The 23466-nt window shown below is 35.4% G+C and carries 18 protein-coding genes and 2 riboswitches; of the genes, 13 read left to right on the top strand and 5 right to left on the bottom strand.

The features are described 5' to 3' along the window. Positions 1–299: 299 nt before the first annotated feature. The 3 genes from COD11_RS21300 to COD11_RS21315 form a co-directional block, all read right to left on the bottom strand. On the bottom strand, positions 300–1190 hold the full coding sequence (locus COD11_RS21300) for a manganese catalase family protein (RefSeq protein ID WP_098798923.1): 891 nt from the start codon (positions 1188–1190) through the stop codon (positions 300–302). A 24-nt stretch (positions 1191–1214) separates the two neighbouring features. After that, positions 1215–1421, bottom strand: a complete 207-nt coding sequence (locus COD11_RS21305; RefSeq protein ID WP_098798924.1) for a YuzF family protein — start codon at positions 1419–1421, stop codon at positions 1215–1217. A gap of 559 nt (positions 1422–1980) precedes the next feature. Next, on the bottom strand, positions 1981–2364 hold the full coding sequence (locus COD11_RS21315; protein ID WP_098798925.1) for a hypothetical protein: 384 nt from the start codon (positions 2362–2364) through the stop codon (positions 1981–1983). A 255-nt stretch (positions 2365–2619) separates the two neighbouring features. Here COD11_RS21315 and COD11_RS21320 point away from each other — a divergent pair, with 255 nt between their 5' ends. The 3 genes from COD11_RS21320 (at position 2620) to COD11_RS21330 (ending at position 6495) form a co-directional block, all read left to right on the top strand. After that, positions 2620–3576, top strand: a complete 957-nt coding sequence (locus tag COD11_RS21320) for a glycine-rich domain-containing protein (RefSeq protein WP_098798926.1) — start codon at positions 2620–2622, stop codon at positions 3574–3576. A gap of 242 nt (positions 3577–3818) precedes the next feature. Beyond that, on the top strand, positions 3819–5252 hold the full coding sequence (locus COD11_RS21325) for a glycoside hydrolase family 1 protein (RefSeq protein WP_098798927.1): 1434 nt from the start codon (positions 3819–3821) through the stop codon (positions 5250–5252). A 289-nt stretch (positions 5253–5541) separates the two neighbouring features. Further along, positions 5542–6495: an alpha/beta fold hydrolase gene (locus tag COD11_RS21330; protein ID WP_098798928.1), complete on the top strand. Its 954-nt coding sequence runs from the start codon at positions 5542–5544 to the stop codon at positions 6493–6495. Between the two features lie 206 nt (positions 6496–6701). Here the strand turns inward: COD11_RS21330 and COD11_RS21335 are convergent, their stop codons facing one another. Next, positions 6702–7886, bottom strand: coding sequence for a DUF4317 domain-containing protein (locus tag COD11_RS21335; RefSeq protein ID WP_098798929.1), 1185 nt, complete (start codon positions 7884–7886; stop codon positions 6702–6704). 253 nt (positions 7887–8139) lie between these two features. On the opposite strand from COD11_RS21335, the gene COD11_RS21340 reads away from it, so the two are divergent. From COD11_RS21340 to COD11_RS21360, 5 genes are all read left to right on the top strand, one after another. Beyond that, positions 8140–9711 carry a sensor histidine kinase gene (locus COD11_RS21340; protein WP_231308832.1) on the top strand — a complete coding sequence of 524 codons (1572 nt, stop codon included), beginning with the start codon at positions 8140–8142 and terminating at the stop codon, positions 9709–9711. 19 nt (positions 9712–9730) lie between these two features. Continuing rightward, positions 9731–10411 carry a response regulator gene (locus tag COD11_RS21345; protein ID WP_098798931.1) on the top strand — a complete coding sequence of 227 codons (681 nt, stop codon included), beginning with the start codon at positions 9731–9733 and terminating at the stop codon, positions 10409–10411. Positions 10412–10597: 186 nt separating this feature from the next. Beyond that, positions 10598–11569, top strand: coding sequence for a tripartite tricarboxylate transporter substrate binding protein (locus COD11_RS21350; RefSeq protein WP_098798932.1), 972 nt, complete (start codon positions 10598–10600; stop codon positions 11567–11569). Positions 11570–11662: 93 nt separating this feature from the next. Further along, positions 11663–12112 (top strand): tripartite tricarboxylate transporter TctB family protein, encoded by a 450-nt coding sequence (locus tag COD11_RS21355; protein ID WP_098798933.1) that lies wholly within the window; start codon positions 11663–11665, stop codon positions 12110–12112. Between the two features lie 18 nt (positions 12113–12130). After that, entirely contained in the window at positions 12131–13633 is a 1503-nt protein-coding gene (locus COD11_RS21360; RefSeq protein ID WP_098798941.1) for a tripartite tricarboxylate transporter permease, read from the top strand. 84 nt (positions 13634–13717) lie between these two features. On the opposite strand, the gene COD11_RS21365 is transcribed toward COD11_RS21360, so the two are convergent. Next, a complete protein-coding gene (locus COD11_RS21365) occupies positions 13718–14896 on the bottom strand; it encodes a sensor histidine kinase (RefSeq protein WP_098798934.1) in 1179 nt (392 codons plus the stop codon). Positions 14897–15244: 348 nt separating this feature from the next. On the opposite strand from COD11_RS21365, the gene COD11_RS21370 reads away from it, so the two are divergent. From COD11_RS21370 to COD11_RS21390, 5 genes are all read left to right on the top strand, one after another. Further along, entirely contained in the window at positions 15245–16213 is a 969-nt protein-coding gene (locus COD11_RS21370) for an AAA family ATPase (protein ID WP_098798935.1), read from the top strand. Beyond that, a complete protein-coding gene (locus COD11_RS21375) occupies positions 16210–17424 on the top strand; it encodes a DUF58 domain-containing protein (protein ID WP_098798936.1) in 1215 nt (404 codons plus the stop codon). Before COD11_RS21370 ends, COD11_RS21375 begins: the two co-directional genes overlap by 4 nt. Continuing rightward, a complete protein-coding gene (locus COD11_RS21380; RefSeq protein WP_098798937.1) occupies positions 17424–19634 on the top strand; it encodes a DUF4129 domain-containing transglutaminase family protein in 2211 nt (736 codons plus the stop codon). Before COD11_RS21375 ends, COD11_RS21380 begins: the two co-directional genes overlap by 1 nt. Before the next feature lie 26 nt (positions 19635–19660). Further along, positions 19661–19762: riboswitch (purine riboswitch) on the top strand. A 213-nt stretch (positions 19763–19975) separates the two neighbouring features. Continuing rightward, positions 19976–21517 (top strand): glutamine-hydrolyzing GMP synthase, encoded by a 1542-nt coding sequence (gene guaA / locus COD11_RS21385; RefSeq protein ID WP_098798938.1) that lies wholly within the window; start codon positions 19976–19978, stop codon positions 21515–21517. 85 nt (positions 21518–21602) lie between these two features. After that, a riboswitch (purine riboswitch) is annotated at positions 21603–21704 on the top strand. 147 nt (positions 21705–21851) lie between these two features. After that, a complete protein-coding gene (locus COD11_RS21390; RefSeq protein WP_098798939.1) occupies positions 21852–23174 on the top strand; it encodes an NCS2 family permease in 1323 nt (440 codons plus the stop codon). Positions 23175–23466 lie beyond the last annotated feature (292 nt).

Raw genomic sequence — 23466 nt, forward strand, 5'->3', positions numbered from 1 at the left:
AGTTTAGAGTTAGCACCAAGATTCACCACCCATTTACTATGTAATTATATAATTATGAATCCTAAAATTCTATAATGCGTACTTCGACCATGAACAATTAGTAACACCTAGTGGTATAAAATTGGCTATGGTTGCCCTAAATGAATTGAAAACAAGGAAAAACTGTCATAAGACGACTTCAAACTGATTCTATCAAAGTGTCAAATTGGATTGTTGAAGTATGAATGAAAATAGCGAACAGTGGCTGCTGCCGTTCGCTAAAGAAATCCAAATTTCATTAATATTTCCTGCAAAATTCATTATAACTTTTCCATTAGACGTTTTTTGATTAATTCATAATCGTCCCTAGTAATACCAGGAGCAAATTCTTCAGGTAATTCCTCTAAGTCTGGTATGGGTCCCCCCTCAGGAGCACCAATTTTCACTTCCAGTGGATGCCCATTTTCCGGATTAGTTCCTTTCCAAATCATTCCAATATCCCTGTATTCTGTTTCGCTCCATGTGTAAAGCACATTGCTTAAGCCTTTTTCTATGAATGGCCTAGCATAATCAAATTTTGAGTTATCAAGATTTGGAACTGGAAGCATTTTCGTTAAGTCTACCCCTGTCACAATTTCGATTGCTTTCGCATAGGCGAGGACATGTGTTCCTCCACGAACAAGTAAATACCCAATCATTTCTCGAGCAACTGGGTTATCAGTCATCTCATAAACTCTCATTTTATGTGTACGTGCACCAATTTCTAGAAAAAAGTTATGTGTTAAATCTAAAACCAGATTACCACTATTAAATACATTATCACCAGTCCAAGGTCTTCCCATCGAATCACCTGGTATAGCCGTTTGAGCAGTAGAGATAAAGTGGTGGGTGTTTCTAGCATCCTTCCCATTTTGGAGTGGAGTGATATCCGGATCCCCCGGAAACGTATTACCTACCGATAACAAATTAATTGTATTAGAAACAAGTTCTACATGACCAATTTCTTCTGCTGTAATGCTAGCTACTAACTCATAGAATGGTTTTAGCTTTTTTTTATTTCTGAAGTTAAAAGACTGAAACATATAGTTATTTAAGGTAGACATCTCCCCAAACTTGCCACCCAAGAGCTCTTGTACTGCAGCAGCAGCATTCATATCACCGTGTTCAGGTATAGGAAGTTCAATTGGCAATTTATTTATTCTTTTAAACATTATTTTCCCTCCACTTCCTATTTGTTAACCAGGAAAAACCCAAATAATTTGCTGGGTTCGAATAAAAAAGGGAGTTCCGTTAGATTCGACAACAATGTGATCTGGCAATACATTTTTCAGGGAACCACGAACGCTACCTCTTATGGTTTGAACTGTAACCATCTTACCAACAATTGTTGTTAATGTCTGATAAACATAGGGATCATAAAAGGATAACATGTTGTTTGTCATTTAGATTCTCCTATTCTAATGTCATTCTTACTGAGTATATGTTTCTCGATATGAAAAAAGACTGAAAAACAACGGTTCAATTGACTGTTTTTTTCGAAGGTGCAAAAGTATTACTTAGCTTTACATTTCTTATAGACGTTCATGAGGAGATAATGGCAGAGGGAAAAACAATGGTAGGTGTTATTGAAGGAGATGCTGTGCCTCAATTAGCGGAGTATTATAAAAAAGGGATGTTTCCATTAGATAAAATTAGTAAAGTTCTATGAGTTTGCGAAGATTAATGAGGATTTTGAGGATTCTAAAAAGGTATGGCCATCAAACCGATTGTGCAATTAGGATGATGCACCTCTGTTCGTTTTGCTTATGGAACTAGTGTAATGATATTAATACTTAATAATGACCTTTTGTTTGTCTCTTGGAAGGAGAAATTGTCTTAACTTCAGGAGAAGGTCTTTCATCAGTTTATAAAACTCTTTGAAGACTTTTTCTTCATTTTAGTGACTTTAAATCTTCAATTTTATACTAATACCTGATATCCAAGACCTTGTTAACTTAGATTTTAAGGGATAAACTCTCTGTCCCCCTCGGATAAGATTTCGATTCCACCCTTGGCCTCTGTTGCTGCCCCAGCTGATTGTAATAAATCACCTAAAATGACCATTCTTTGAGCGTTTAATATAGATCTATTGTCAGATAAAGAAACCTGCTTGCTAACGCTTAATGTTTCTATTATTTGTCCGATGGTTTGTACCCATAAACCAGTTTCAATTTTCCTTTCGCTTATGTTTTCTTCCTTCAAAGAAAGCAATTTTGAATAAGAAATTGCTTCGGTTAATATACCAATTACTTGAATCCAAAGGCCCGCTTCTATTTGCTTTTCTAGCTGTAGGATAAGTTCATCTTTCGTATGATCTGTCCGCTTCTCCTTTTTATATTTAGACATAGCATGACCTCCAATATTTAGGAATAAAGTGATTTGATGAAATTATATTCTTATCTTTTCAATAGGTTACATTTCAGCCTCTATTTACATAGAATATGTGTATTTGTGTATATGTGGGGGAGGAAATGAATTTGCCAGGATGTATAGAGTATTTACCACTGAATATACGACAATGAAACTTATTTATAATTAAAACGTATAAATAAGGTAATTAAGAGGGTTCTTTAAAGTCATTTGCGAAAAGGGGAGTGAACCATGGAGTTATTTATCGGCTTTATTATCATTGCATTCTTTATTATTCTCGGAAGTACGTTATTTTCAACAAGAAAGAAAAAATCTTTAAAGAATGACCCAATCCCAAAACAGTTAGGTATACAGAAAGCAGAAGGAATCCCGATTGTAAAAAAGCTCGATCAATCCTTAACAAACTCGTATATTGATAATGTGAAAAACCGTGTTCTACAGGAACATCCGAAATGGAAGGACCATGAATTTGATTGGGGTATGTTTGAGTTAAAGCGTTATTTCTTAATGAATAGCTTATTAAAGTCAGTTCCGATGTTTAGCCATCATGTAGATGAAATTTGGCATGAGATGTTAATGTTTACAAGAGATTATGACAAGTTTTCGAAGGATTTTTATCATGATACACTGCACCACACTCCGAATATGGATATTACACCGATTCCTGGTGAACGAGCCTTTTTTGATTGGGTATATATTAGTTTATTTGAAGTAACTACGAACAGCAGAGTGATTTGGGGGCGCTTTTTACAGAATCCAATTAAGCGTGAAATAATAGACGATTTTCGCCAATTATCTGAAGATGAGTTGCTCTCAAAATATTTTAGGAAAAATGAAGACTGGCTAGAAGTAAAGACATATTTAATTCGTAAAATGAAAAATGAGATTTTTGAGGCAGAGCAGCAAAATACTGACTCAAAAAAGTTTACCCCACATACATCAACGAGTGATACCAATATTTATTCCTATGCAGCAATGGCGGCTATCTTTTATTCGTTATATGACGAAGATCAATTTCATGAGCATATGAGTGAAGTAGTACCTGAAGAATATGATAAAGGTGTTCCGTACAGTGGTGGCTCTTCTTGTTCTGGTTTTGCTTGTAGCAGTGGTTCAGGCGACTCAGGTGGCGGTGGAGATTCAGGAGGTTCCAGCTGCTCCAGTTGTGGAGGAGGTTGCAGTAGTTAAGATATTGTATGAAATCCTTTACATTTCATTGAGAGATTGATATATTAGAATCAAAGTTTATATTAATTTATGGATTGTTACTGATAAAGCAGGCAAAACCTAAGTTGCTTAGAAATAGAGGAGGAAATCCTTCTGTTTTCTTGAGCAATTTAGGTTTTTTTTATGCAAAAAATGACTTTTATTAGTGATGAACTATTTCATTTTTTAACAATGTTTCAAAATTTTAGATGAGGTGATAAATAATGACTAGTAAATTTCCAGAAGGTTTCTTATGGGGCGGCGCAACAGCAGCTAATCAGTTAGAGGGAGCATACCAAGAAGGTGGAAAAGGTCTTAATTTAGCGGATGTACTTCCAGGTGGAAAAGGAAGACTTAAGCTTTTAACTGATACTGGATTTGATTTTGAAATTGATCACTCAAAATATGTGTATCCTAATCATGAAGGAATCGATTTTTATCATCGATATAAAGAGGATATCGCATTATTTGCGGAAATGGGCTTCAAAACGTTTCGTTTAAGTATTGCTTGGTCTCGGATTTTTCCAAACGGTGATGAATTAGAGCCAAATGAAGAAGGTCTGGCATTCTATGATCGAGTGTTTGATGAACTAGCAAAATACAACATTGAGCCATTAGTAACGATTGCACATTACGAAACACCATTGCACTTAATAAAAGAGTACGGTGGCTGGAGAAATCGTAAATTAGTAGAATTCTTTGAGCGTTATGTAACAGTTCTTTTCAATCGCTATAAAGATAAGGTGAAATATTGGCTTACGTTTAATGAAATTAACGGAGCAACACATATGCCATTGTTTGGTCTTGGTTTTTCACCAGAAAGTGAAGAAACACGTCTTCAAGACAGCTTCCAAGGGCTTCATCATCAATTTGTTGCAAGTGCAAAAGCTGTTCAACTAGGACATGAAATCATTCCAGGTTCACAAATTGGCTGTATGCTTATCTATGCACCTGTTTATTCTTTTGATAGTAATCCTGAAAATATTATGTACGCACAGCAAGAGGCTCGTATTTTCAATAATTTCTGTGGAGATGTACACGTTCGCGGTGAATATCCAAGCTTTATTAACCGTTACTTCAAAGAGAATGACATTAACATCAAAATGGAAGACGGAGACCTTGAAATCATAAAAGAAGGTACAGTGGACTTTATTTCATTCAGCTACTATATGTCACGTACTGATAAGAAGAACAAAACTCCTGAAGAAATTGGTCAAGGAAACTTGATTGGCGGGGTGAAAAATCCATTCTTAGATGCAAGCGATTGGGGCTGGGAAATTGACCCTGTTGGTCTTCGTATTGCTTTAAATGAACTGTATGGACGATATCAAGTGCCTTTATTCGTTGTTGAAAACGGTCTAGGTGCTTACGATAAGGTAGAAGAAGATGGTAGCATTAACGATGATTATCGCATTGATTATTTAAGAGAGCATATTAGAGCAATGCGTGAAGCGGTAGAAGATGGTGTAGAATTAATGGGGTATACTGCTTGGGGATGTATTGACCTAGTAAGTGCTTCTTCAGGTGAAATGTCTAAGCGCTATGGTTTCATTTATGTAGACAAGCATGATGATGGAAGTGGAAGCTTAGAGCGTAGTAGGAAAAAATCATTCCATTGGTATAAAAATGTTATCTCTACTAATGGAGAAGAGCTTTAAGAATGATAACAGGTATGGTCAGGGAGGTTTCTATGTGATTTTTACATAGAAACCTCTTTTTTAATTGTTAATAATGCAAAGAAATAGCTTCATCAATTCTCAACTTGTTTATCAAAAGGTAATAATTGTTCTTTTTCTCAAGAATCATTCTGTAAAAAACGTGTTTTCTCACCTTATATCCTATAAATTTATACCATCTAAACAAACAAAAATAATAATAAAAAATTAACGTAATGAAAATATTTTAAAAATAACACGATGGTATAATTTTACAAAAGGTGGTGGAGAAATGGAGAAACAAATTCATGTAAATGTAAAGAAGAAAAGGTTCAGTTTTTTAAGATGGTTTGGGGTTTGTCTAGGTATGCTAATGTTAATTTGTTTTACTTATCAGCAAATTATGACTAGAGTAACAGCTGACATGTATCCTCCGGTAGGTGAAATCGTTGATGTAGGGGAATATAAATTACATTTGTATGCTATTGGGGATAAAACAAACCTTCCAACGATTATTCTTGAATCTGGTTTGGGCACACCATCTTCATATAAAGACTGGGAAGATATACAAGTGGAACTATCAAAATACACGAGAGTTATTTCATATGATCGCGCAGGATATGGCTGGAGTGAGTCTGCTTCAAATGAGCGAACAGCAGAACAAATTGCAGATGATTTATTTAGGCTGCTTGAAAAGGCAGAGGAAAAGGGTCCGTTTCTTTTGGTCGGCCACTCTTTTGGTGGGTTTACATCACAAGTATTTGCACATAAATACAAAGAGGATATGGCTGGACTTGTGCTTATAGATTCTTCACATGTTGATCAAGAGGGGGGATTTTCAAAAGGAGAAAGTTACCTAATCAGAGGGTTAAAAGAGTTAGGTGCCGGAAGAATATTAGAGTTGATTAATATGATGCCTATCTATTCAAATGATGAACTATCTGTTCACTTTTTTCATCAACATTTTTATAACGATAATCAAATAAGTGAACTTGAGTATATGATGACCAAATCAGTAGAACAGGTTCGTGTCGCTCAAGCGAAAGGCTTCGGTAATATCCCGTTATTTGTTTTGTCAGCCGAGCATGAAGAATACCCAGAGTGGTCTGAACTGCAAGCCCAAACTGCTTCGTTATCTTCAGATGGTAAACATATCGTTGTTAAGGATGCTAGTCATTATATCCACAAAGATGAACCGCAGATCGTTATTGATTCAATTATGAGCATGATCAAAAAAATACAATAGGTTAATGAGTAGAGGTACTCACTAATAACCATTTATGAAAAATCAGCTAGCGGGTTAGATAATAGACAAAAGGAAATGTGAAATGGTGGGTACATTTCCTTTTGTCTATGGCTCTATTTCACGAAATCTTATTATGTTATGCTTACATTTATATAGAAAAACATGATCAATTCATAGTCGAAAAGGCGCTCGTTTCAAAGTAAAGGCTATTCTTCCGTTTGTTCCCCACCAAAAGCCTCAGGGATCATTGTAAAGCCTTCTATCACGGTATCTTCTTCCACTTCAATCATCAAATAACGTTTGCCACCTAACTGTACTTGTTTAACATACCTTAAATCTTGTGGACTAATAGAAATGTTCGCTATTTTTGTATTGATTTTTATTGATTTTGAAGTGAACTTTGGTAGAACACTGTTTGCTTTTATCTCATACTTGTCATCATCAATTATTTTCTTGAAAGCTGTTTCTACCTTTTCAGTGTTTATATCTTCCAGACCGCTCATTTTTAAAACTCGTTCAACATCTTTTGTATCTAACTTTGGTAGTTCTTCCTCTTCATTTTCTACAATCATACGGTTTATTTCTTCATAAACATTTGAAAGAGTAGATGTACTTAGTTGATCACCGGTTACGTCTTTAATAATTTCTTCAAAAACAATTTTATCGTCTTTTGCGGTCATTGTTTCTTCGCCGTTTAACACTTCTTCTATGAACTGATGATCTGGCTCATGTACCTTACCTGCTGAATACAGAATGTGATTAACATCAGCTGCATTGTCCGTAAAGCACGGAAACAGAAACCCAGCAATTGGAGCATTAAGGTTAATAATCGGATCAACAACAAAATTATATTTGAACTCCCTCTCAACATAATCAAACAGTAGTTCTTTCTTTGGCTCTTGTGTGTTATTAATACTGCACAAAATAAAGGGATGAGAATAAACAGTATCTCGATCACTTTCCTCAGCTTCATCGCTTCGTCGTTTTGTTGGCTTGAGGTATTCTCCTTTTATAAATGTAACAACTATGTCCATCTCATATTGTCGTATAAGCAGCATTTTGCCTACTATTTGCAGCATTTGCTCTTTCCAGCCTTCAACATCATTACTAAGTAATCCTTGATGTAAGATAAGTTGGCTATTATTTTCAGTATTTCTTTGAAACTTTAATTCAAATAGCTTTTCATCCAGCTGGCCAGCTAGCAATTTTTTGAAGTTATTCATAAATAACTCCTGTTGATCTTGATCTAGCATTTCAAATGGTTGACTTTGGTGATGATAAATCTCACTTGATTCTTTCATAATATAAACATTAAAAATGTCAGAGATCTTGAGTAAATCATTATCTATTTTGAATTGTTTTCGTATAAGTGCAACATCTTTTTTGTTCATGACTTTCCACTCCTAAGCTACCTTAAGGTATTCTCACCTGTTTCGTAATTCATATATTTTACCATATTGTATTAGTGTTATTAATTATAATGGAATATTTAAGGTCTTTCATTGGCTTACAGTGAAAGACCTTTTCAATTTTTTTCGAAAGTTCATTTGAGTCAAAATATTCATTCATGTATTATAAATATAAATATCTCAAATTATATTATTTTGTTTAATCTAGTAGTTTACAAGTAAAATGGAGGTTGATATGAAGGTTCAGTTTACATTACAAACTAAAATTTTAGGTCTCATTTTCTTTCTTATTTTACTTGTTATTGGAGTTCTTACAGCTACATTTGCGTTCAATGAAACAAAAGAGGATGTGAAACAGGCAGAAGAATTGGCCCTTCAAACAGCTCAAACTCTGTCGTTTATGCCTGCAGTCCAGGAGGGTTTTCGAGAACAAAATGCTAATAGGCAAAGTATGAATTTGGTTATAACTAAAATGATGAATCAAGTAGATGCTACAAGTATTTTTGTTGAAAATCGGGAGAAAAAAATAATTGCTGGAGAAAAGCCTATATCAGAATCTCATGAAACATATAAGGCTCTTGTATTTGGTAGTTCATATGTTACTCATGTTGGGAAGGAAGAAGAAGAGGTTTTAAGAGGGATAGCTCCGATCATTCTTAATCATGGTGATTATACAAAGGTAGAAGGAGCAGTAGTTGTTGAGTTTCAGATGCTAGAAATCCGAGACCGTATTTCAGGTGAAGTAAAAGGAATGGTGATGACTTCTGCAATTGTATTAATAATAGGAGTTATCGGAAGTATTGTTCTTGCACGTAATATTCGAAAAGATACTCTTGGGCTGGAGCCTTATGAAATCGCTTTATTATTTAGAGAGCGTAATGCCATTTTACAATCAGTCAAAGAAGGTATTATTGCCATTGATCAATACGGCAGGGTTACGATGATGAATAAATCAGCTCAACAAATTTTAGACATTTCAAGTCGAGATGAAGTTCAGAGAATTAATGAAATGATCTCATCTGATACTATTTTAAAACTAATGGAATCAAAAAAAGATGTTGTAAATGAGGAAGTGCAGTACAAGGATCGAACTCTTATCGTTAATACTCAGCCAGTTTTAGAGGATGGGGAAAGAGTTGGAACAGTTGCCACCTTTAGAGACAAAACGGAAATGAAAAAGATGGTTGACGCATTTTCTGAGGTGAAGCAGTATTCAGAAGATTTACGGGCACAAGCACATGAGTTTACAAATAAGCTTTATGTCATATTAGGATTAATTCAACTTGGTAAAAAAGAGGAAGCCATACAACTCATTCAAGAAGAAACAAAATCACAAGAACATCATGGTGAACTAATCTTTAATTCAATACAAGATGAGAAAATTCAAGCAATTTTACTAGGAAAACTTGCTAAGGCATCTGAAAAGAAAATTGTCTTTCATATTGATGAAGAGAGTTCACTATCTCCTCTATCAGAAAAATTTAAACTTGCACCGCTAATTATTATTCTAGGAAATATACTAGATAATGCGTTTGATGCAGCTGCTGATAGCAAAGAAAAAAAAGTTTCTTTTTTTGCAACCGATTTTGGGAACGATGTTTTGTTCGAGATAACAGATAGCGGCAAGGGAATACCAGATGGCATGGAAGAAGCCATATTTGATAAAGGTGTCTCATTAAAGGGAGAAAAAAGAGGGTATGGCCTTGCGAATGTGAAAGAGGAAGTGGAGCTTTTAGGTGGCTTTATTGAATTGACAAGTACGGAAGATGAGGGGACTGTATTTTCGGTATTTTTACCAAAGGAATAGATAAAGAGGGGGAACGGGTATGATTAACGTCATCATAGCTGAGGATGACTTTCGGGTTGCTCAAATTCATGAGGCATATTTAGCAGAAGTTAAGGAGATGAATTTAGTAGGAAAAGCAAGCAATGCTAAGGAAACGTTTGAATTATTGGAGAAACTAGATGTTGATTTACTTTTATTAGATGTGTATATGCCTGACCAGCTAGGCACAGAGCTTTTAGCCAAGGTAAGAGAAAACTATCCTGAAGTTGACATCATAATGATTACAGCGGCAACAGACAAAACCTTTATAAATAAAGCACTAAACTATGGAGTAGAACATTACTTAATAAAGCCGATCACCATTGAACGATTTAAAGAAGTAATGGATCAGTATAATAAGAAAAAAGAGTTGTTGAAGTCTGTAACGGATGTGAATCAAGATTTTCTTGATTCTCTATTTGGAGCAGGTGAAAAACAAATAGAAAAGCCTTTGCTTCCTTCAGGCATTGATTATGTTACATTAAAAAAAGTAAAAGAAATCATTGGACTTGAATTCGATGGAATAACATCAGAGAAAGTCGGCAAAAAAATGGGTGCTTCACGAACAACGGCGAGGAGATATCTCGAATATTTAGTTGGAACGGGTGAAGCTATATCAGAGCACGTGTATGGAATTGTTGGAAGACCAGAGAGACGTTACTACTCGAAAAAAGCGGAGTAGTAGCGTCTCTCTGCTGCTTGGTGAACAAAATGAACAAAACTAAATTTAATTTATTTATTACTCAATATTTTGAAAACGTTTACATAAAAAAGCTTAATCGATACGATATTCATAGGTAAAGCAACACACATTTTATAGCAAGAGGGTTTGTGTATCAAAAATTGTTAATAAGGGGTGTTAGTTTTTATGAAAAAGATAGGAATCTTACTTTTATTAATGGCGATTTTAACAGCATGTTCAAATTCAGCCTCAGGCAACAAGGAATTTCCAAATAAAAATATTGAAATCGTTGCTCCTGCATCACCAGGTGGTGGATGGGATTTAACGGCAAGATCTATTCAGCAAGGTTTAAAAGATAATAGTTTAGTAGATAGCAATATAAATGTAATCAACAAGCCTGGTGGCGGAGGAGAAGTTGGTTGGAAGTACTTAGAATCTAAGGATGCTCACTTCTTATCTGTAAATTCAAGCTTACTTCTTACAAACAACTTACTAGGACAAAGTCAGTTAACACACAAGGAATTTACACCAATAGCAACACTTGCAACGGAATGGATTTCGATTGCTGTTCCAGTTGATTCGGAATTTAAATCAGCAGAAGAAGTGATGAAAAAGTTAAAAGAAGATCCTAAATCATTAAAAATTGGAGTAGGTCCAGCACTAGGAAATAATGACCACTTATCATTTGTTCAAGCTTTTAGTGAATACGGAGGAGATCCTTCTCAACTTGATTTTCTTGTTTATGAAGGTGGCGGAGATGTTGTAACAGCATTACTAGGAAATCACGTAGATGTGATTACAACTGCATTATCTGAAGTAAAAGATCAGCATTTAGCTGGAAAGCTTAAAATTCTAGCTGTTTCATCTGAGGAAAGAGTAGAAGAGCTTGATGATGTCCCAACATGGACAGAACAAGGAGTTGACATGGTTTTCCCTCACTGGAGAGGAATCATGGGACCACCTGATATGACTGAAGAAGAAATTGCGTACTGGGATGAAAAAATTGGTGAACTGGTAAAAACAGAACAATGGCAAAAAGTACTTAAAAATAATGATTGGGACGATTTTTATAAAAATAGTTCAGAAACAAAAAGCTTCTTAGAAGAACAAGAAAAATCATATACAGAGTTAGTGAATGATTCTGGACTTGTAAAATAATTAAAAAGTTAACCTTCCCCATAACGGGAAGGTTAACTTTTCATAAGTAAGAATACTTTAGTTAGAAATAAATAGAGAAAGGGGCGAGTTCTAATGAAAATAATTAAAATGGGAATGCCGATCTTTTTGATCCTACTAAGCGTTGTTTTCTTAATCGGATCTTTCAATCTACCAAAAGCAAATTTAGGCAATCCAAATGGTCCTCTTTACTTTCCAATCGGATTAAGTTTTTTATTATTGATTTTTAGTGTTTTATATCTCTTCCAAGAACTTAAAACATTAAATAAAGAAAACAAGAAAATCACACAAATGCTTTCCGGGCGCACTCCTAAACTTATTGGTTTAACCGTTTTATTAGGTGTAGGGTATGCGTTCATTTTTGAGATCATTGGATTTTTATTTTCTACAGTTCTGTTTCTAGGCGCACTATTATTTTTCGTGAATGGCAAACAAAAGTGGAAAGTTAATTTGATTGTAACGGTTTGTTTCTCATTTTTATCCTGGTATGCATTTAGTGTGTTACTAGGTGTTAGCTTACCATAGGAGGTGACTTAAATGGATATGAATAATTATCTCGAAGGATTAATGACATCCTTAGAGCCAATGAATATATTATGGGTTATTGTTGGCGGATTTTTAGGAACAATCGTAGGGATGTTACCAGGGCTTGGGCCAGCAACAGCTGTAGCGGTATTGATACCCATTACTTTTGGAATGGAGCCGATCAGTGCAATCATCTTAATGGCTGCAATTTACTATGGTGCCATGTACGGTGGATCTAGGAGTTCGATTTTATTAAACACACCTGGTGATGGATCAGCTATTGCCGCAACCTTTGATGGATATCCTATGGCTAAAAAGGGTCAAGCGGGTGAAGCAATGGCCATTTCAGCGGTAGCTTCCTTTATTGGTGGAATTATGGCTGTTATAGGATTTGTCTTCCTTGCTGAGCCACTTGCAAATTTTGCTTTGAAATTTGGACCAGCGGAATACTTTCTATTAATGCTTCTGACACTTTCTGCAATCGTATCACTTTCAATTGGCAAAATGATCAAAGGGTTTTTAGCCATGTCACTGGGATTGCTATTAAGTACAGTCGGAATTGATACGCAAACAGGTGTTTACCGTTTTACTTTAGGGATCCCTCATTTCAGTGAAGGAATCGATTTCCTAATTGTGATTATTGGGGTTTATGCAATTGGAGAAGTGTTGTACAATTTTCTCACAATTGATCAGCTTAAGAAAGAGAAGAAAAAGGTAGGGAAAATTTGGTTTAACAAAGAACAATGGAAACGTTCAAAGTGGCCTATTCTAAGATCTGGACCACTTGGTTTTATTATTGGGGTGCTTCCTGGAGCAGGTGGTTCTATTGCGTCCATGATCAGTTATTCCACAGAAAAGCAAATGTCTAAAAAGCCTGAGGAATTTGGTAAGGGTGCTGTTGAAGGACTTGCTGCACCGGAATCTGCCAATAATGCTGCATCTGTAGGTGCGATGATTCCGTTATTAACAATGGGAATTCCGGGGTCTGGAACAACAGCAGTTATGCTTGGGGCACTTATTATGCTAGGAATTAAACCCGGACCACTTCTATTCGAAAATGATCCAACAACTGTTTGGTCTTTAATTAATAGTATGTTTATAGGGAATATTGCCTTAGTAATAATTAATATTTTACTAGTGGGTGTTCTTGTCAAAATTCTTGATACACCAGCGAAGGTGCTTTATCCAATCATCGTGTTACTAGCTTTCATTGGGACCTATACACTAAGTTATAGTGCTATTGACTTCTTTTTATTGCTAGTTTTCGGATTATTCGGACTCATGCTTAAAGTATTGGATTTTCCAATTGCCCCACTTGTTTTAGCTTTAATTGTTGGAGCGGATATGGAGCAAAACTTCCGAAAGGCCGTATTATCATCTAATGGAAGTATCGACATTTTCTTTGCATCACCAATTTCAATTACACTCATTTTCTTAACGATCCTATCAATTAGCTATCCAGCTATTATAAAGTTCTTTCAAAAACGTAAAGAGAGAAAAAATATCAATATAAATATGTAAGGAAAAAGCCAGTGTTATTTTGTATTTAGCAGAATACACTGGTTTTTTAGGCTCCTGTGATCAGGACATAGGAGCCTTTATATCTTATACCCTCACTCTCACTTCAAAGGAAGTCTTTCCATTTAACGACTCAACTATAATTCTCCCATTATATTTCTCAATAATTTGCTTTACAATATAAAGTCCTTGTCCTCTCACTTGAGTATTTTCCCCTGATTTCGTCGAGTATCCTGGTATGAAGATCTTCGTTAATTCTTCTTTAGATATCTCAGATCCTGAGTTTATTACTCTAAAGATATACTCATCATTTCTTTTCTCACAATACACCTCAATTGATCTATTTTCCTTTGATATCTGTTTAGTCGCATCAATTGCGTTATCAATGAGATTCGATAAAATTTTAACTAAATCAGTTGGTTGGATCAACTCAAATGAAGCGTTTGAGTTATGAAATCGAATATTGATGTTATGACTTTGTGCCGATAGAGATTTTGTTTGAAAAAGAACAGATAATGCTGGATTATTGGATTGAATTGGAATTTTATAGAGTAATTGTGCCTCTTCGCGCATTGAGTTGGAATAATCAATCGCTTCCTGCTGCTTTCCTAGCTTTAACAATCCGTTGAGAACTTGAATGTGATTAGCAAAATCATGTCTTAACGAGCGTACAGATTGTATTAATGAATGAATTTCAGAATGATAGGTCTCTTCTGTGTCATCCACTTGTTTTTTTAGCTCATGGTTATACCATTTTTGAATAAGCATGAATGATGATACTAATACGATGATTAACAGTCCACTTAGAATGAAACTTAGAGTGCTATTTTTAACAACAGTATGATCAATTCGGTCCAGCATCGTTGTTTCGATATCAATGCTTAGAAAGCCTATGGTTTCCCCAGTTTTATTTACAATTGGTGCTCCAGCTGAAATATATTCTCCATAATGAGGATCATTAATCTTCCCTGTAAAGTAAGGATGACCAGCATATGCCTCTTTAATTTGATCGAGAGGAACAAGACAATCCATGCCTATATCATAATAGTCGCCATCATCTAATGGAAACCCAGCAATCATTACTTTAGGACGTGAAGTGGGATCCTCAAACGACAAAGTGTACACATATAAAGCAGCGATATGATGCTTTGCTTCATTTAACGATTTTCTTATCTTCCAGTAGTCTGTATTTCTTTCTGGATTTTCAAGGAAACGCTCATAAGCCTCTACATCAATCGATTTAGCGATTGAACTTGCCATTTCCATTGCGTTATTTGCTACGGAAACTTCTGCTGCTTTTTTCGCTGTAAAATATGAAACTAGTATGTTAAGAGTAATTAAGCATAGAAGGATTGTTATCGATAGGAAAATGATAAATTTAATTTTTTTGTTTTGCTTAATAATTGGAACCTCCTATCGTCTATTATACTAATAACGAAATTCTACATAATTATACAAGATACTACAATAGGAAGGTATGAGCACGACAAATTTCATCAAATTTATTAATTATATGTAAAATTAGAACATATTGCTAAATACAAAAGGATTTTGTTAACTTTTTCAGAATACTATAATAGAAGATAAGGAGAAATTCACCCTAGGAGGATAATCATGTCTCAATATGAAGCAATGCATCCAAAACTCGGTCGAGTTATTGAAAATATTGAAAATGTAATGGTAGGAAAACGTGATGTTAGTATTCTAAGTCTTGTGGCCATTCTTGCTGGAGGCCATGTGTTGCTAGAAGATGTTCCAGGTGTCGGAAAAACGATGATGGTTCGTGCTCTTTCAAAATCGATAGGAGCAGAATTTAAGAGAATTCAGTTTACACCAGACTTACTTCCCTCGGATGTGACGGGAGTTTCTATTTATAATCCAAAAGAATTGAAATTTGAGTTCCGTGAAGGACCTATCTTTGGAAATATCATCTTAGCAGATGAAATCAATCGTACTTCTCCAAAAACGCAGTCCGCATTGTTAGAAGGAATGGAAGAAGGAAGCGTTACTGTTGATGGTACAACGAGAATTCTTGCGAAACCATTCTTTGTAATGGCTACACAAAATCCAGTTGATTATGAAGGAACATATCCGCTTCCGGAAGCGCAGTTGGATCGCTTTTTATTCAAGTTGAGGATGGGATACCCAACTAAAGCAGAAGAGTTTGAAGTGTTAACATTAGCAGAAAGAGAAAGACCTATCTATAAAATAGATAGTGTAATCAGCAAAGAAGAATTAGCTGAGTTACAAAATGAAATTCAGTTTGTCTACGTGGATGAAACAATTAAAAGCTATATCATTGAAATAACTGGAAAATCAAGGAAGCATCCATCTGTTTATCTTGGGGCAAGTCCACGTGCATCAATTGCTTTAATGAAGGCAGCACAAGCCTATGCTTTTATTTTAGGTAGAGATTATATTATTCCTGATGATATTCAATACCTTGCTCCATATACGTTAGCACACCGGATTATTTTAAGGTCAGAGGCAAAATTTGAGGGGAAATCTGCTGATGATCTTATACATGAGATTATTTCTAAAACACCAGTGCCGGTTCAAAGGTCTTTAAGTGGTAAATCATGACGTTATTGACGAGACTTAAAGCTGGCTGGAAGGTCTTATCCCTCTTATTTCTTACCTTAGCAGCATTTAGTTATGCGATGTTTCAAGGTGGATTTGTAAGCTGGTTTCTCTTTTATAGCTTTCTACCATTTGCTCTCTATTCTTTCTTATTAATGATCTACCCAATCCGCTCTTTCCAAGTAACCCGGAGGATTAATCAGGAACAATTTTCGGTTGGACAGAGGTTTATTGGTACAATAACGGTTAAAAGATCTTTCCCTTTCCCGTTATTTTATTTACTAGTTGAAGATGAGCTTAATGATAAATTAAAGGTTGCTCAAAAACTTAAAGAGCCTAAAAAACTTTTTTTTCCATGGTTTAAGAAATCGATCTCCTTTAGTTATGCTCTCCTCGAGATGCCACGTGGCGAACACCACTTTAAATCCGTCCGCTTAAGAACAGGGGATTTATTTGGTCTTATTGAAAAGGAAGTCACTTTAGAGGTAGAAAACTATTTTCTTGTTTACCCTTCAACTGTAGATTTAGCCTATCATTCAAATCAAAAACAGTATGAACAAGGATCAGCATCAACATTAACTAAGTATTGGCAGGATTCAACAATGGCTGTCGGTGTAAGGGAATATCAGCCAGGCGATAAATTTGCTTGGATTGATTGGAAAGCTACGGCGAGAAGAGATTCGATTATGACAAAGGAATTTGAACAAATGCAAAGTCATGATGTTGTTGTATTTATTGACCGGTCACAGTCAGAGCTATTTGAATCAATTGTTTCCTATTCCGCATCATTGATTCGCACTATTGTTAAAAGTGGCGCTAGGGTAGGGGTAGTTTCAGTTGGGCAGCAGCAAAAAGTGTTTCCGCTCCAGGCTGATGAGCAACATGTAAGCAGCATCTTTTATCATTTGGCAAAAGTTGATTGTGATAGTCAAACACCTTTTTCTTCTGTTCTTGGAGGGAGCTTTTTAAATACGGAAATGAAACAAGTTACCAGTATTCTTGTTACTTCAACTCTAAACTTAGAGGTCGTAAGAAAGCTCGAGTTTTTATCAGCTCGTCAGCAGACATTTATTTTATATTTTGTTAAAGAGAAGCATCACGGGCTTTCAAAAGAAGAGTCTGTATTAGTTGAAAGATTGAAGCAACGTCAAGTTCATGTAAATGTAGTAATAGAACAGGATGCAAATAAGCGTTTTAAAGAGGTGAATATCTAGTGACAACACCTAAGGACCAAGAAGGGATATCTGTTACTCTTCTATATTATCTGTTTGCATTTATCCTGCTATGGGAATGGTTAAGGCCTCTTGGAGAATTTACTGATACAGCGAACACATTTATTTTCGTGTTTTTTATTGCTGTTAGTTTTGTAATGACATTTTTCAGATTGCGTTGGTTCATCACATTCCCGGTAAAAATGCTCATTATTTTGTTTATGCTTCACGGGTTATATTTTGAAGGAATGTTTTTTAGTTTTCTTTGGGTAAAGGATTTAATTGGTGATATTGCCTTCAATCTTTCGTTAGTACCAAGTGCAGAATGGATGGGGATGACTTCATCTTTTCGTTCATTGTTATTTTTTATTTTGCTTTGGTTACTTGTTTATTTAATTCATTATTGGATTCTTTTTCAAAAGAGAATTTTCTTTTTCTTTGTGTTAACGCTCCTTTATATTACAGTGTTGGATACCTTTACTCCATACGATGCATCCTATGCAATTGTTAGAGTTGTTTTAATAGGTTTCTTTATGCTTGGTCTCCTGTACTTTGATCGATTAAAGAAACTGGAGAATTTAAAAATGAAAAAGCTAGCTTCCCTTAGATGGATAATGCCACTACTTGCTTTTATAATGCTTTCGATGATTCTAGCCATTTTAGCTCCTAAGGCATCACCTCAGTGGCCTGATCCAGTTCCATATATTACAGCTGTTGGGCGAGAAGATGAGGGTGGAACTGGTACGAAAAAAATTGGGTATAGTCCAAATGATGAAAATTTAGGAGGATCATTCGTAGGAGATGATACTGAAGTTTTCACCCATATATCTAGTGATCGACATTATTGGCGAGTGGAATCCAAGGATGTTTATACAGGGAAGGGATGGGAGGCTTCCGACCCTGATGCAGAACGTGAATTAATCACATCAATTCAAGATGAAGTTATTTGGACAGATGAGCGTGTAGAGACAAAAAGTTTGGAATCGACCGTTACAATAAATGAGGAATACCGTTATTTGCATGTTATTTATCCTTTAGGTTTAACAGCTATAAGCACAGAGGTAAATTTACCAATTTACCTAAACCGAAATACAGAGTTAATCTCCCCTTTTCAGAAGCAGGGTGACGGATCTAGAGAGGAATTTCTAACTTATCAGGTTGAGTATGAACTTCCCTCTTATCCATTAAATGAGATGAAAAAAGCACAGGTTTTTGAAAATGTACCTGAAGGGTTTGTTGAAAGATACACACAATTACCTGAAACATTACCTGAACGGGTAAGAGAACTTGCTGTATCTCTTACAGAAACAGAATCTAATCAATATGATAAAGTGAAGGCGATTGAAGACTACTTAGGAAGGCCGGAATTTACGTATGATAAAGAAGATGTGGCCATTCCTGAAGGTGAGCAAGATTATGTAGATCAATTTCTCTTTGAAACATTCAAAGGTTATTGTGATAATTTTTCTACTTCTATGATCGTTTTATTAAGATCACTTGATATTCCTGCAAGATGGGTGAAAGGATATACAGAAGGTGACTTTGTTCAAACTGTAGAGAACAGTAAAAGTGAATATCAAGTTACAAATAATAATGCCCATTCGTGGGTTGAAGTGTATTTCGCTGGAGTAGGATGGGTCCCATTTGAACCTACTAAAGGCTTTGTAAATCCTTATGATTTGGTAAGTGATTATAAAGATACGCCTGGTCAGGAAGAGATAGAAGAGGAGGAACCTGTTGAAGAAGAAGAAAAGGAGCCTGAAACAACTCCAGAAAAGCCTGAACAAACTAACTCAGAAACATCTTCTTCTACAAGTGATTTCTTTGGTCTCTTTAGTCTGCGTCTAGGGAGTACCGGTTTATATGGCATTATGATTGTTACAGCAATACTCGCTTTTGTGATTTTTAAATCTAGGATGAAATGGATACCGAAACTCATCATTTTAAAATATAAAAATCGTAACGATGATCAAGTGTTCTTTCAAGCTTATGAATCACTATTAAAACAATTTGCCCGCCGTGGTATTAAAAGAAAAGAAGGTCAAACCTTGCGGGATTATGCTCGTTATATTGATCGATATTTTCATATGGTCCATATGACAGCCTTAACGGAAAACTATGAAAGAGCATTGTATCGACGAGATGATGCAAAAGAAGAATGGAATAAGTCAATTGAATTGTGGGAAAATTTAATTAAAAGGACATCATCTTGACCAATTGTATAAGAGATTGATAGAATAGAAAAAATTAATAGACCCTTCATATATCCTCGATAATATGGTTCGAGAGTCTCTACCGGGTAACCTTAAAACACCCGACTATGAAGGCAGAATGAGTTCGAAAGTCAGCTGGATTCTGCCTTCTTTTTATATAAGGAAATTAGACTCTTACCTATAATTGGTGATAAGTCCTGTTTCTTTATTGAAGGTGGATTCAGTTTTTTTGCTATATAGACATATTAGTAAGTATTTCTTGGGTTATGATACTTTTTGTATGATCTTAATAGTCTTAATAGCATACTAACAATAGTGCATGAAAATACGATGAGGTGACGATGGTGGCAAACATTCATGAAATGGTAGTAGTTTTAGACTTCGGTAGTCAGTATAATCAATTAATCACAAGACGTATTCGTGAATTTGGTGTATACAGTGAGTTACACCCTCACACATTGACGGCTGAAGAAATTAAAAAAATGAATCCTAAAGGAGTAATCCTATCAGGTGGGCCGAACAGTGTTTACGGTGAAAATGCTTTTGATTGTGATGAGGCTATCTTTGATTTAGGCATCCCTGTATTAGGGATTTGTTACGGTATGCAGTTGATGACTCATAAGCTTGGCGGAAAAGTAGAACCTGCAGATCACCGTGAATATGGAAAAGCAACAATTGATATTCATGGAAAACCAGCATTATTTGCAGAGTTACCGGAACAACAGGTTGTATGGATGAGTCACGGTGACTTAGTTAAAGAAATTCCTGAAGGATTCCATGTAGATGCTACGAGTACATCTTGTCCATTTGCTGCAATGAGTAATGAAGACCGTAAGTTTTATGGTGTTCAATTCCATCCAGAGGTACGTCACTCTGAATATGGTAATGACTTATTGAAAAACTTTGTTTTTAACATTTGTGGTTTTGCTGGTAACTGGTCAATGGAGAATTTCATTGAAATGGAATCAGATAAAATCAAACAAAAAGTAGGCAATAAAAAGGTGCTTTGTGCGTTAAGTGGTGGTGTTGATTCTTCAGTTGTTGCCGTGTTAATTCACAAAGCGATTGGTGATCAACTAACATGTATCTTTGTAGACCATGGACTGTTACGTAAAAACGAAGCTGACAGTGTTATGAAAACATTCACTGAAGGTTTTAATATGAATGTTATTAAAGTTGACGCAAAAGATCGCTTTATGAATAAGTTAAAAGGCGTTTCAGATCCAGAGCAAAAACGTAAAATTATTGGTAATGAGTTCATCTATGTATTTGATGACGAGTCAGCTAAATTAGAAGGAATCGAATTTTTGGCACAAGGTACTCTTTATACAGATATTATTGAGAGCGGAACAGCAACAGCTCAAACGATTAAATCTCACCATAACGTTGGTGGGCTACCAGAAGATATGGAATTCGAACTTATTGAACCTCTAAATACATTATTTAAAGACGAAGTTCGTGCATTAGGAACGGAACTTGGTATTCCAGATGAAATCGTTTGGAGACAACCATTCCCAGGTCCAGGATTGGGAATTCGTGTTCTAGGTGAAATTACGGAAGAAAAACTAGAGATTGTTCGTGAATCAGACTATATTCTACGTAATGAAATTAAAAAAGCTGGATTAGATCGTGATATTTGGCAGTACTTCACGGTCCTACCTGATATTCGTAGTGTTGGTGTAATGGGTGATGCTAGAACTTATGATTACACGATTGGTATTCGTGCAGTTACATCAATCGATGGAATGACTTCGGATTGGGCAAGAATTCCTTGGGATGTACTTGAAGTGATTTCGACAAGAATTGTAAATGAAGTAAAGCACATTAATCGTGTAGTTTATGATATTACAAGTAAACCACCTGCTACTATTGAGTGGGAGTAAAAAACGAACGAAACGAACATTATTTTGAATAATGTTCGTTTTTTGTATTGACGAAAAAACGATACACTGATAAAATAAAAAAGTAATCAATATAGTCGAAATACGTCGTATAATGTCGAGGATATGGCTCGAAAGTTTCTACCAAGCTACCGTAAATGGCTTGACTACGAGGTATTAATAGCAGAGGTAACTACTGTTTGTTACCGGCCATTAATATTTTCAAAGTCAAGCGCTCACGTATAGGTGTGCGCTTTTTTATTTGGAAATATTACTGGGGGACAATGTATTTGGTAGTAAAAGCTTTTGAACTAATACTGAGGAGGAACACCTATTTATGAAGAAGTTTTTTCAGTTTGATGAATTAGGTACAAATTATCGACGTGAAATTATTGGTGGTTTAACAACGTTCTTATCAATGGCTTATATTTTATTTGTTAATCCTAACACATTAGCAATGACTTCAATTCCAGATCTACCTGCAGAAATGCGAATGGATACAGGAGCTATCTTCACAGCAACTGCTATTGCTGCGGCTGTAGGTTCGTTGTTAATGGGTCTTATAGCCAAATATCCAATTGCTTTGGCGCCGGGTATGGGGTTAAATGCATTTTTCTCATTCACAGTTGTCTTAACAATGGGAGTACCTTGGCAAACAGCTTTATCAGGGGTTTTAGTATCAGGACTTATTTTTATTCTTCTTACTTTATCAGGTCTTCGTGAAAAGATAATTAACTCAATTCCAGCTGAACTAAAGTTTGCTGTTGGTGCCGGAATTGGATTATTCATAACATTTGTAGGTTTTCAAGGTGCAGGCATTATTGTTAATAATGATGCTACTTTAGTTGGGTTAGGTGACTTCACTGATCCTCAAACACTTTTAGCTATATTCGGTATTATTGTGACCGTTATTTTAATGGTTCGTGGAGTAAATGGTGGTATCTTCTACGGAATGCTAATTACAGCAATTGTAGGAATGATCTTTAATCAAATTGCTGTTCCGACAGAAATTGTTGGTCAAATACCAAGCTTAGCGCCAACGTTTGGACAAGCATTTATGAACTTAGATCAAATCTTTACTGTTCAAATGTTAGTTGTTATTTTGACATTCTTATTCGTAGATTTCTTTGATACAGCTGGAACACTTGTTGGAGTAGCTAATCAAGCTGGTTTAATGAAAGATAATAAGTTACCTAGAGCAGGAAAAGCATTATTCGCAGATTCAGCTGCAACAGTTGTAGGTTCTATCTTAGGAACATCAACAACAACTTCATATATTGAGTCTTCTGCGGGAGTAGCTGCTGGAGCTCGTTCAGGTTTCGCATCAGTCGTAACTGCGGTACTATTCTTATTGGCTTTATTCTTCTCACCACTTTTAGGAGTTATTACTTCAGCAGTTACTGCACCTGCATTAATAATTGTAGGGGCACTAATGGTTTCGTCTCTAGGACAGATTGACTGGAAACGATTTGAAATTGCTGTACCAGCATTCTTAACGATTATTACAATGCCTTTATCTTATAGTATTGCAACAGGTATTGCGGTTGGATTCATCTTCTATCCAATTACAATGATCATGAAGGGTAGAACAAAAGAAATTCACCCGGTTATGTACGGATTGTTTGTCATCTTTGTACTATATTTTGTATTCTTAGCTTAATAATAGGAAAAAGAAGAGGGGGGACCCTCTTCTTTTTTTGTATAATTTATTTTAATGAAAAATGTTGACTCTAATCTTTTTTGTTGTTATAGTAATAAAAGTCATTCGACGAGGTCATATTAACTTTTAGTCGAATGAAAGTTTTTTAAAAAACATGTTGACTTAAAACGAGTTGATGTGTTAAATTAATAAAGTCGCTTCTGAGAGAGCGGCATTAAATGATCTTTGAAAACTAAACAAAACCGAGCGTGCCAACGTTAATTTCGATTAACAAAACAACGTACTATATAGT

This window comes from Bacillus sp. AFS040349 (assembly GCF_002577655.1).
Lineage (GTDB): Bacteria > Bacillota > Bacilli > Bacillales > Bacillaceae > Metabacillus.

Bases quoted from the DNA above. Each gene is read 5' to 3' on its own strand.
- COD11_RS21300 (WP_098798923.1), bottom strand. From the start codon at position 1,190: ATGTTTAAAAGAATAAATAAATTGCCAATTGAACTTCCTATACCTGAA.
- COD11_RS21305 (WP_098798924.1), bottom strand. From the start codon at position 1,421: ATGACAAACAACATGTTATCCTTTTATGATCCCTATGTTTATCAGACA.
- COD11_RS21315 (WP_098798925.1), bottom strand. From the start codon at position 2,364: ATGTCTAAATATAAAAAGGAGAAGCGGACAGATCATACGAAAGATGAA.
- COD11_RS21320 (WP_098798926.1), top strand. From the start codon at position 2,620: ATGGAGTTATTTATCGGCTTTATTATCATTGCATTCTTTATTATTCTC.
- COD11_RS21325 (WP_098798927.1), top strand. From the start codon at position 3,819: ATGACTAGTAAATTTCCAGAAGGTTTCTTATGGGGCGGCGCAACAGCA.
- COD11_RS21330 (WP_098798928.1), top strand. From the start codon at position 5,542: ATGGAGAAACAAATTCATGTAAATGTAAAGAAGAAAAGGTTCAGTTTT.
- COD11_RS21335 (WP_098798929.1), bottom strand. From the start codon at position 7,886: ATGAACAAAAAAGATGTTGCACTTATACGAAAACAATTCAAAATAGAT.
- COD11_RS21340 (WP_231308832.1), top strand. From the start codon at position 8,140: ATGAAGGTTCAGTTTACATTACAAACTAAAATTTTAGGTCTCATTTTC.
- COD11_RS21345 (WP_098798931.1), top strand. From the start codon at position 9,731: ATGATTAACGTCATCATAGCTGAGGATGACTTTCGGGTTGCTCAAATT.
- COD11_RS21350 (WP_098798932.1), top strand. From the start codon at position 10,598: ATGAAAAAGATAGGAATCTTACTTTTATTAATGGCGATTTTAACAGCA.
- COD11_RS21355 (WP_098798933.1), top strand. From the start codon at position 11,663: ATGAAAATAATTAAAATGGGAATGCCGATCTTTTTGATCCTACTAAGC.
- COD11_RS21360 (WP_098798941.1), top strand. From the start codon at position 12,131: ATGAATAATTATCTCGAAGGATTAATGACATCCTTAGAGCCAATGAAT.
- COD11_RS21365 (WP_098798934.1), bottom strand. From the start codon at position 14,896: ATGGAAATGGCAAGTTCAATCGCTAAATCGATTGATGTAGAGGCTTAT.
- COD11_RS21370 (WP_098798935.1), top strand. From the start codon at position 15,245: ATGTCTCAATATGAAGCAATGCATCCAAAACTCGGTCGAGTTATTGAA.
- COD11_RS21375 (WP_098798936.1), top strand. From the start codon at position 16,210: ATGACGTTATTGACGAGACTTAAAGCTGGCTGGAAGGTCTTATCCCTC.
- guaA (WP_098798938.1), top strand. From the start codon at position 19,976: ATGGTGGCAAACATTCATGAAATGGTAGTAGTTTTAGACTTCGGTAGT.
- COD11_RS21390 (WP_098798939.1), top strand. From the start codon at position 21,852: ATGAAGAAGTTTTTTCAGTTTGATGAATTAGGTACAAATTATCGACGT.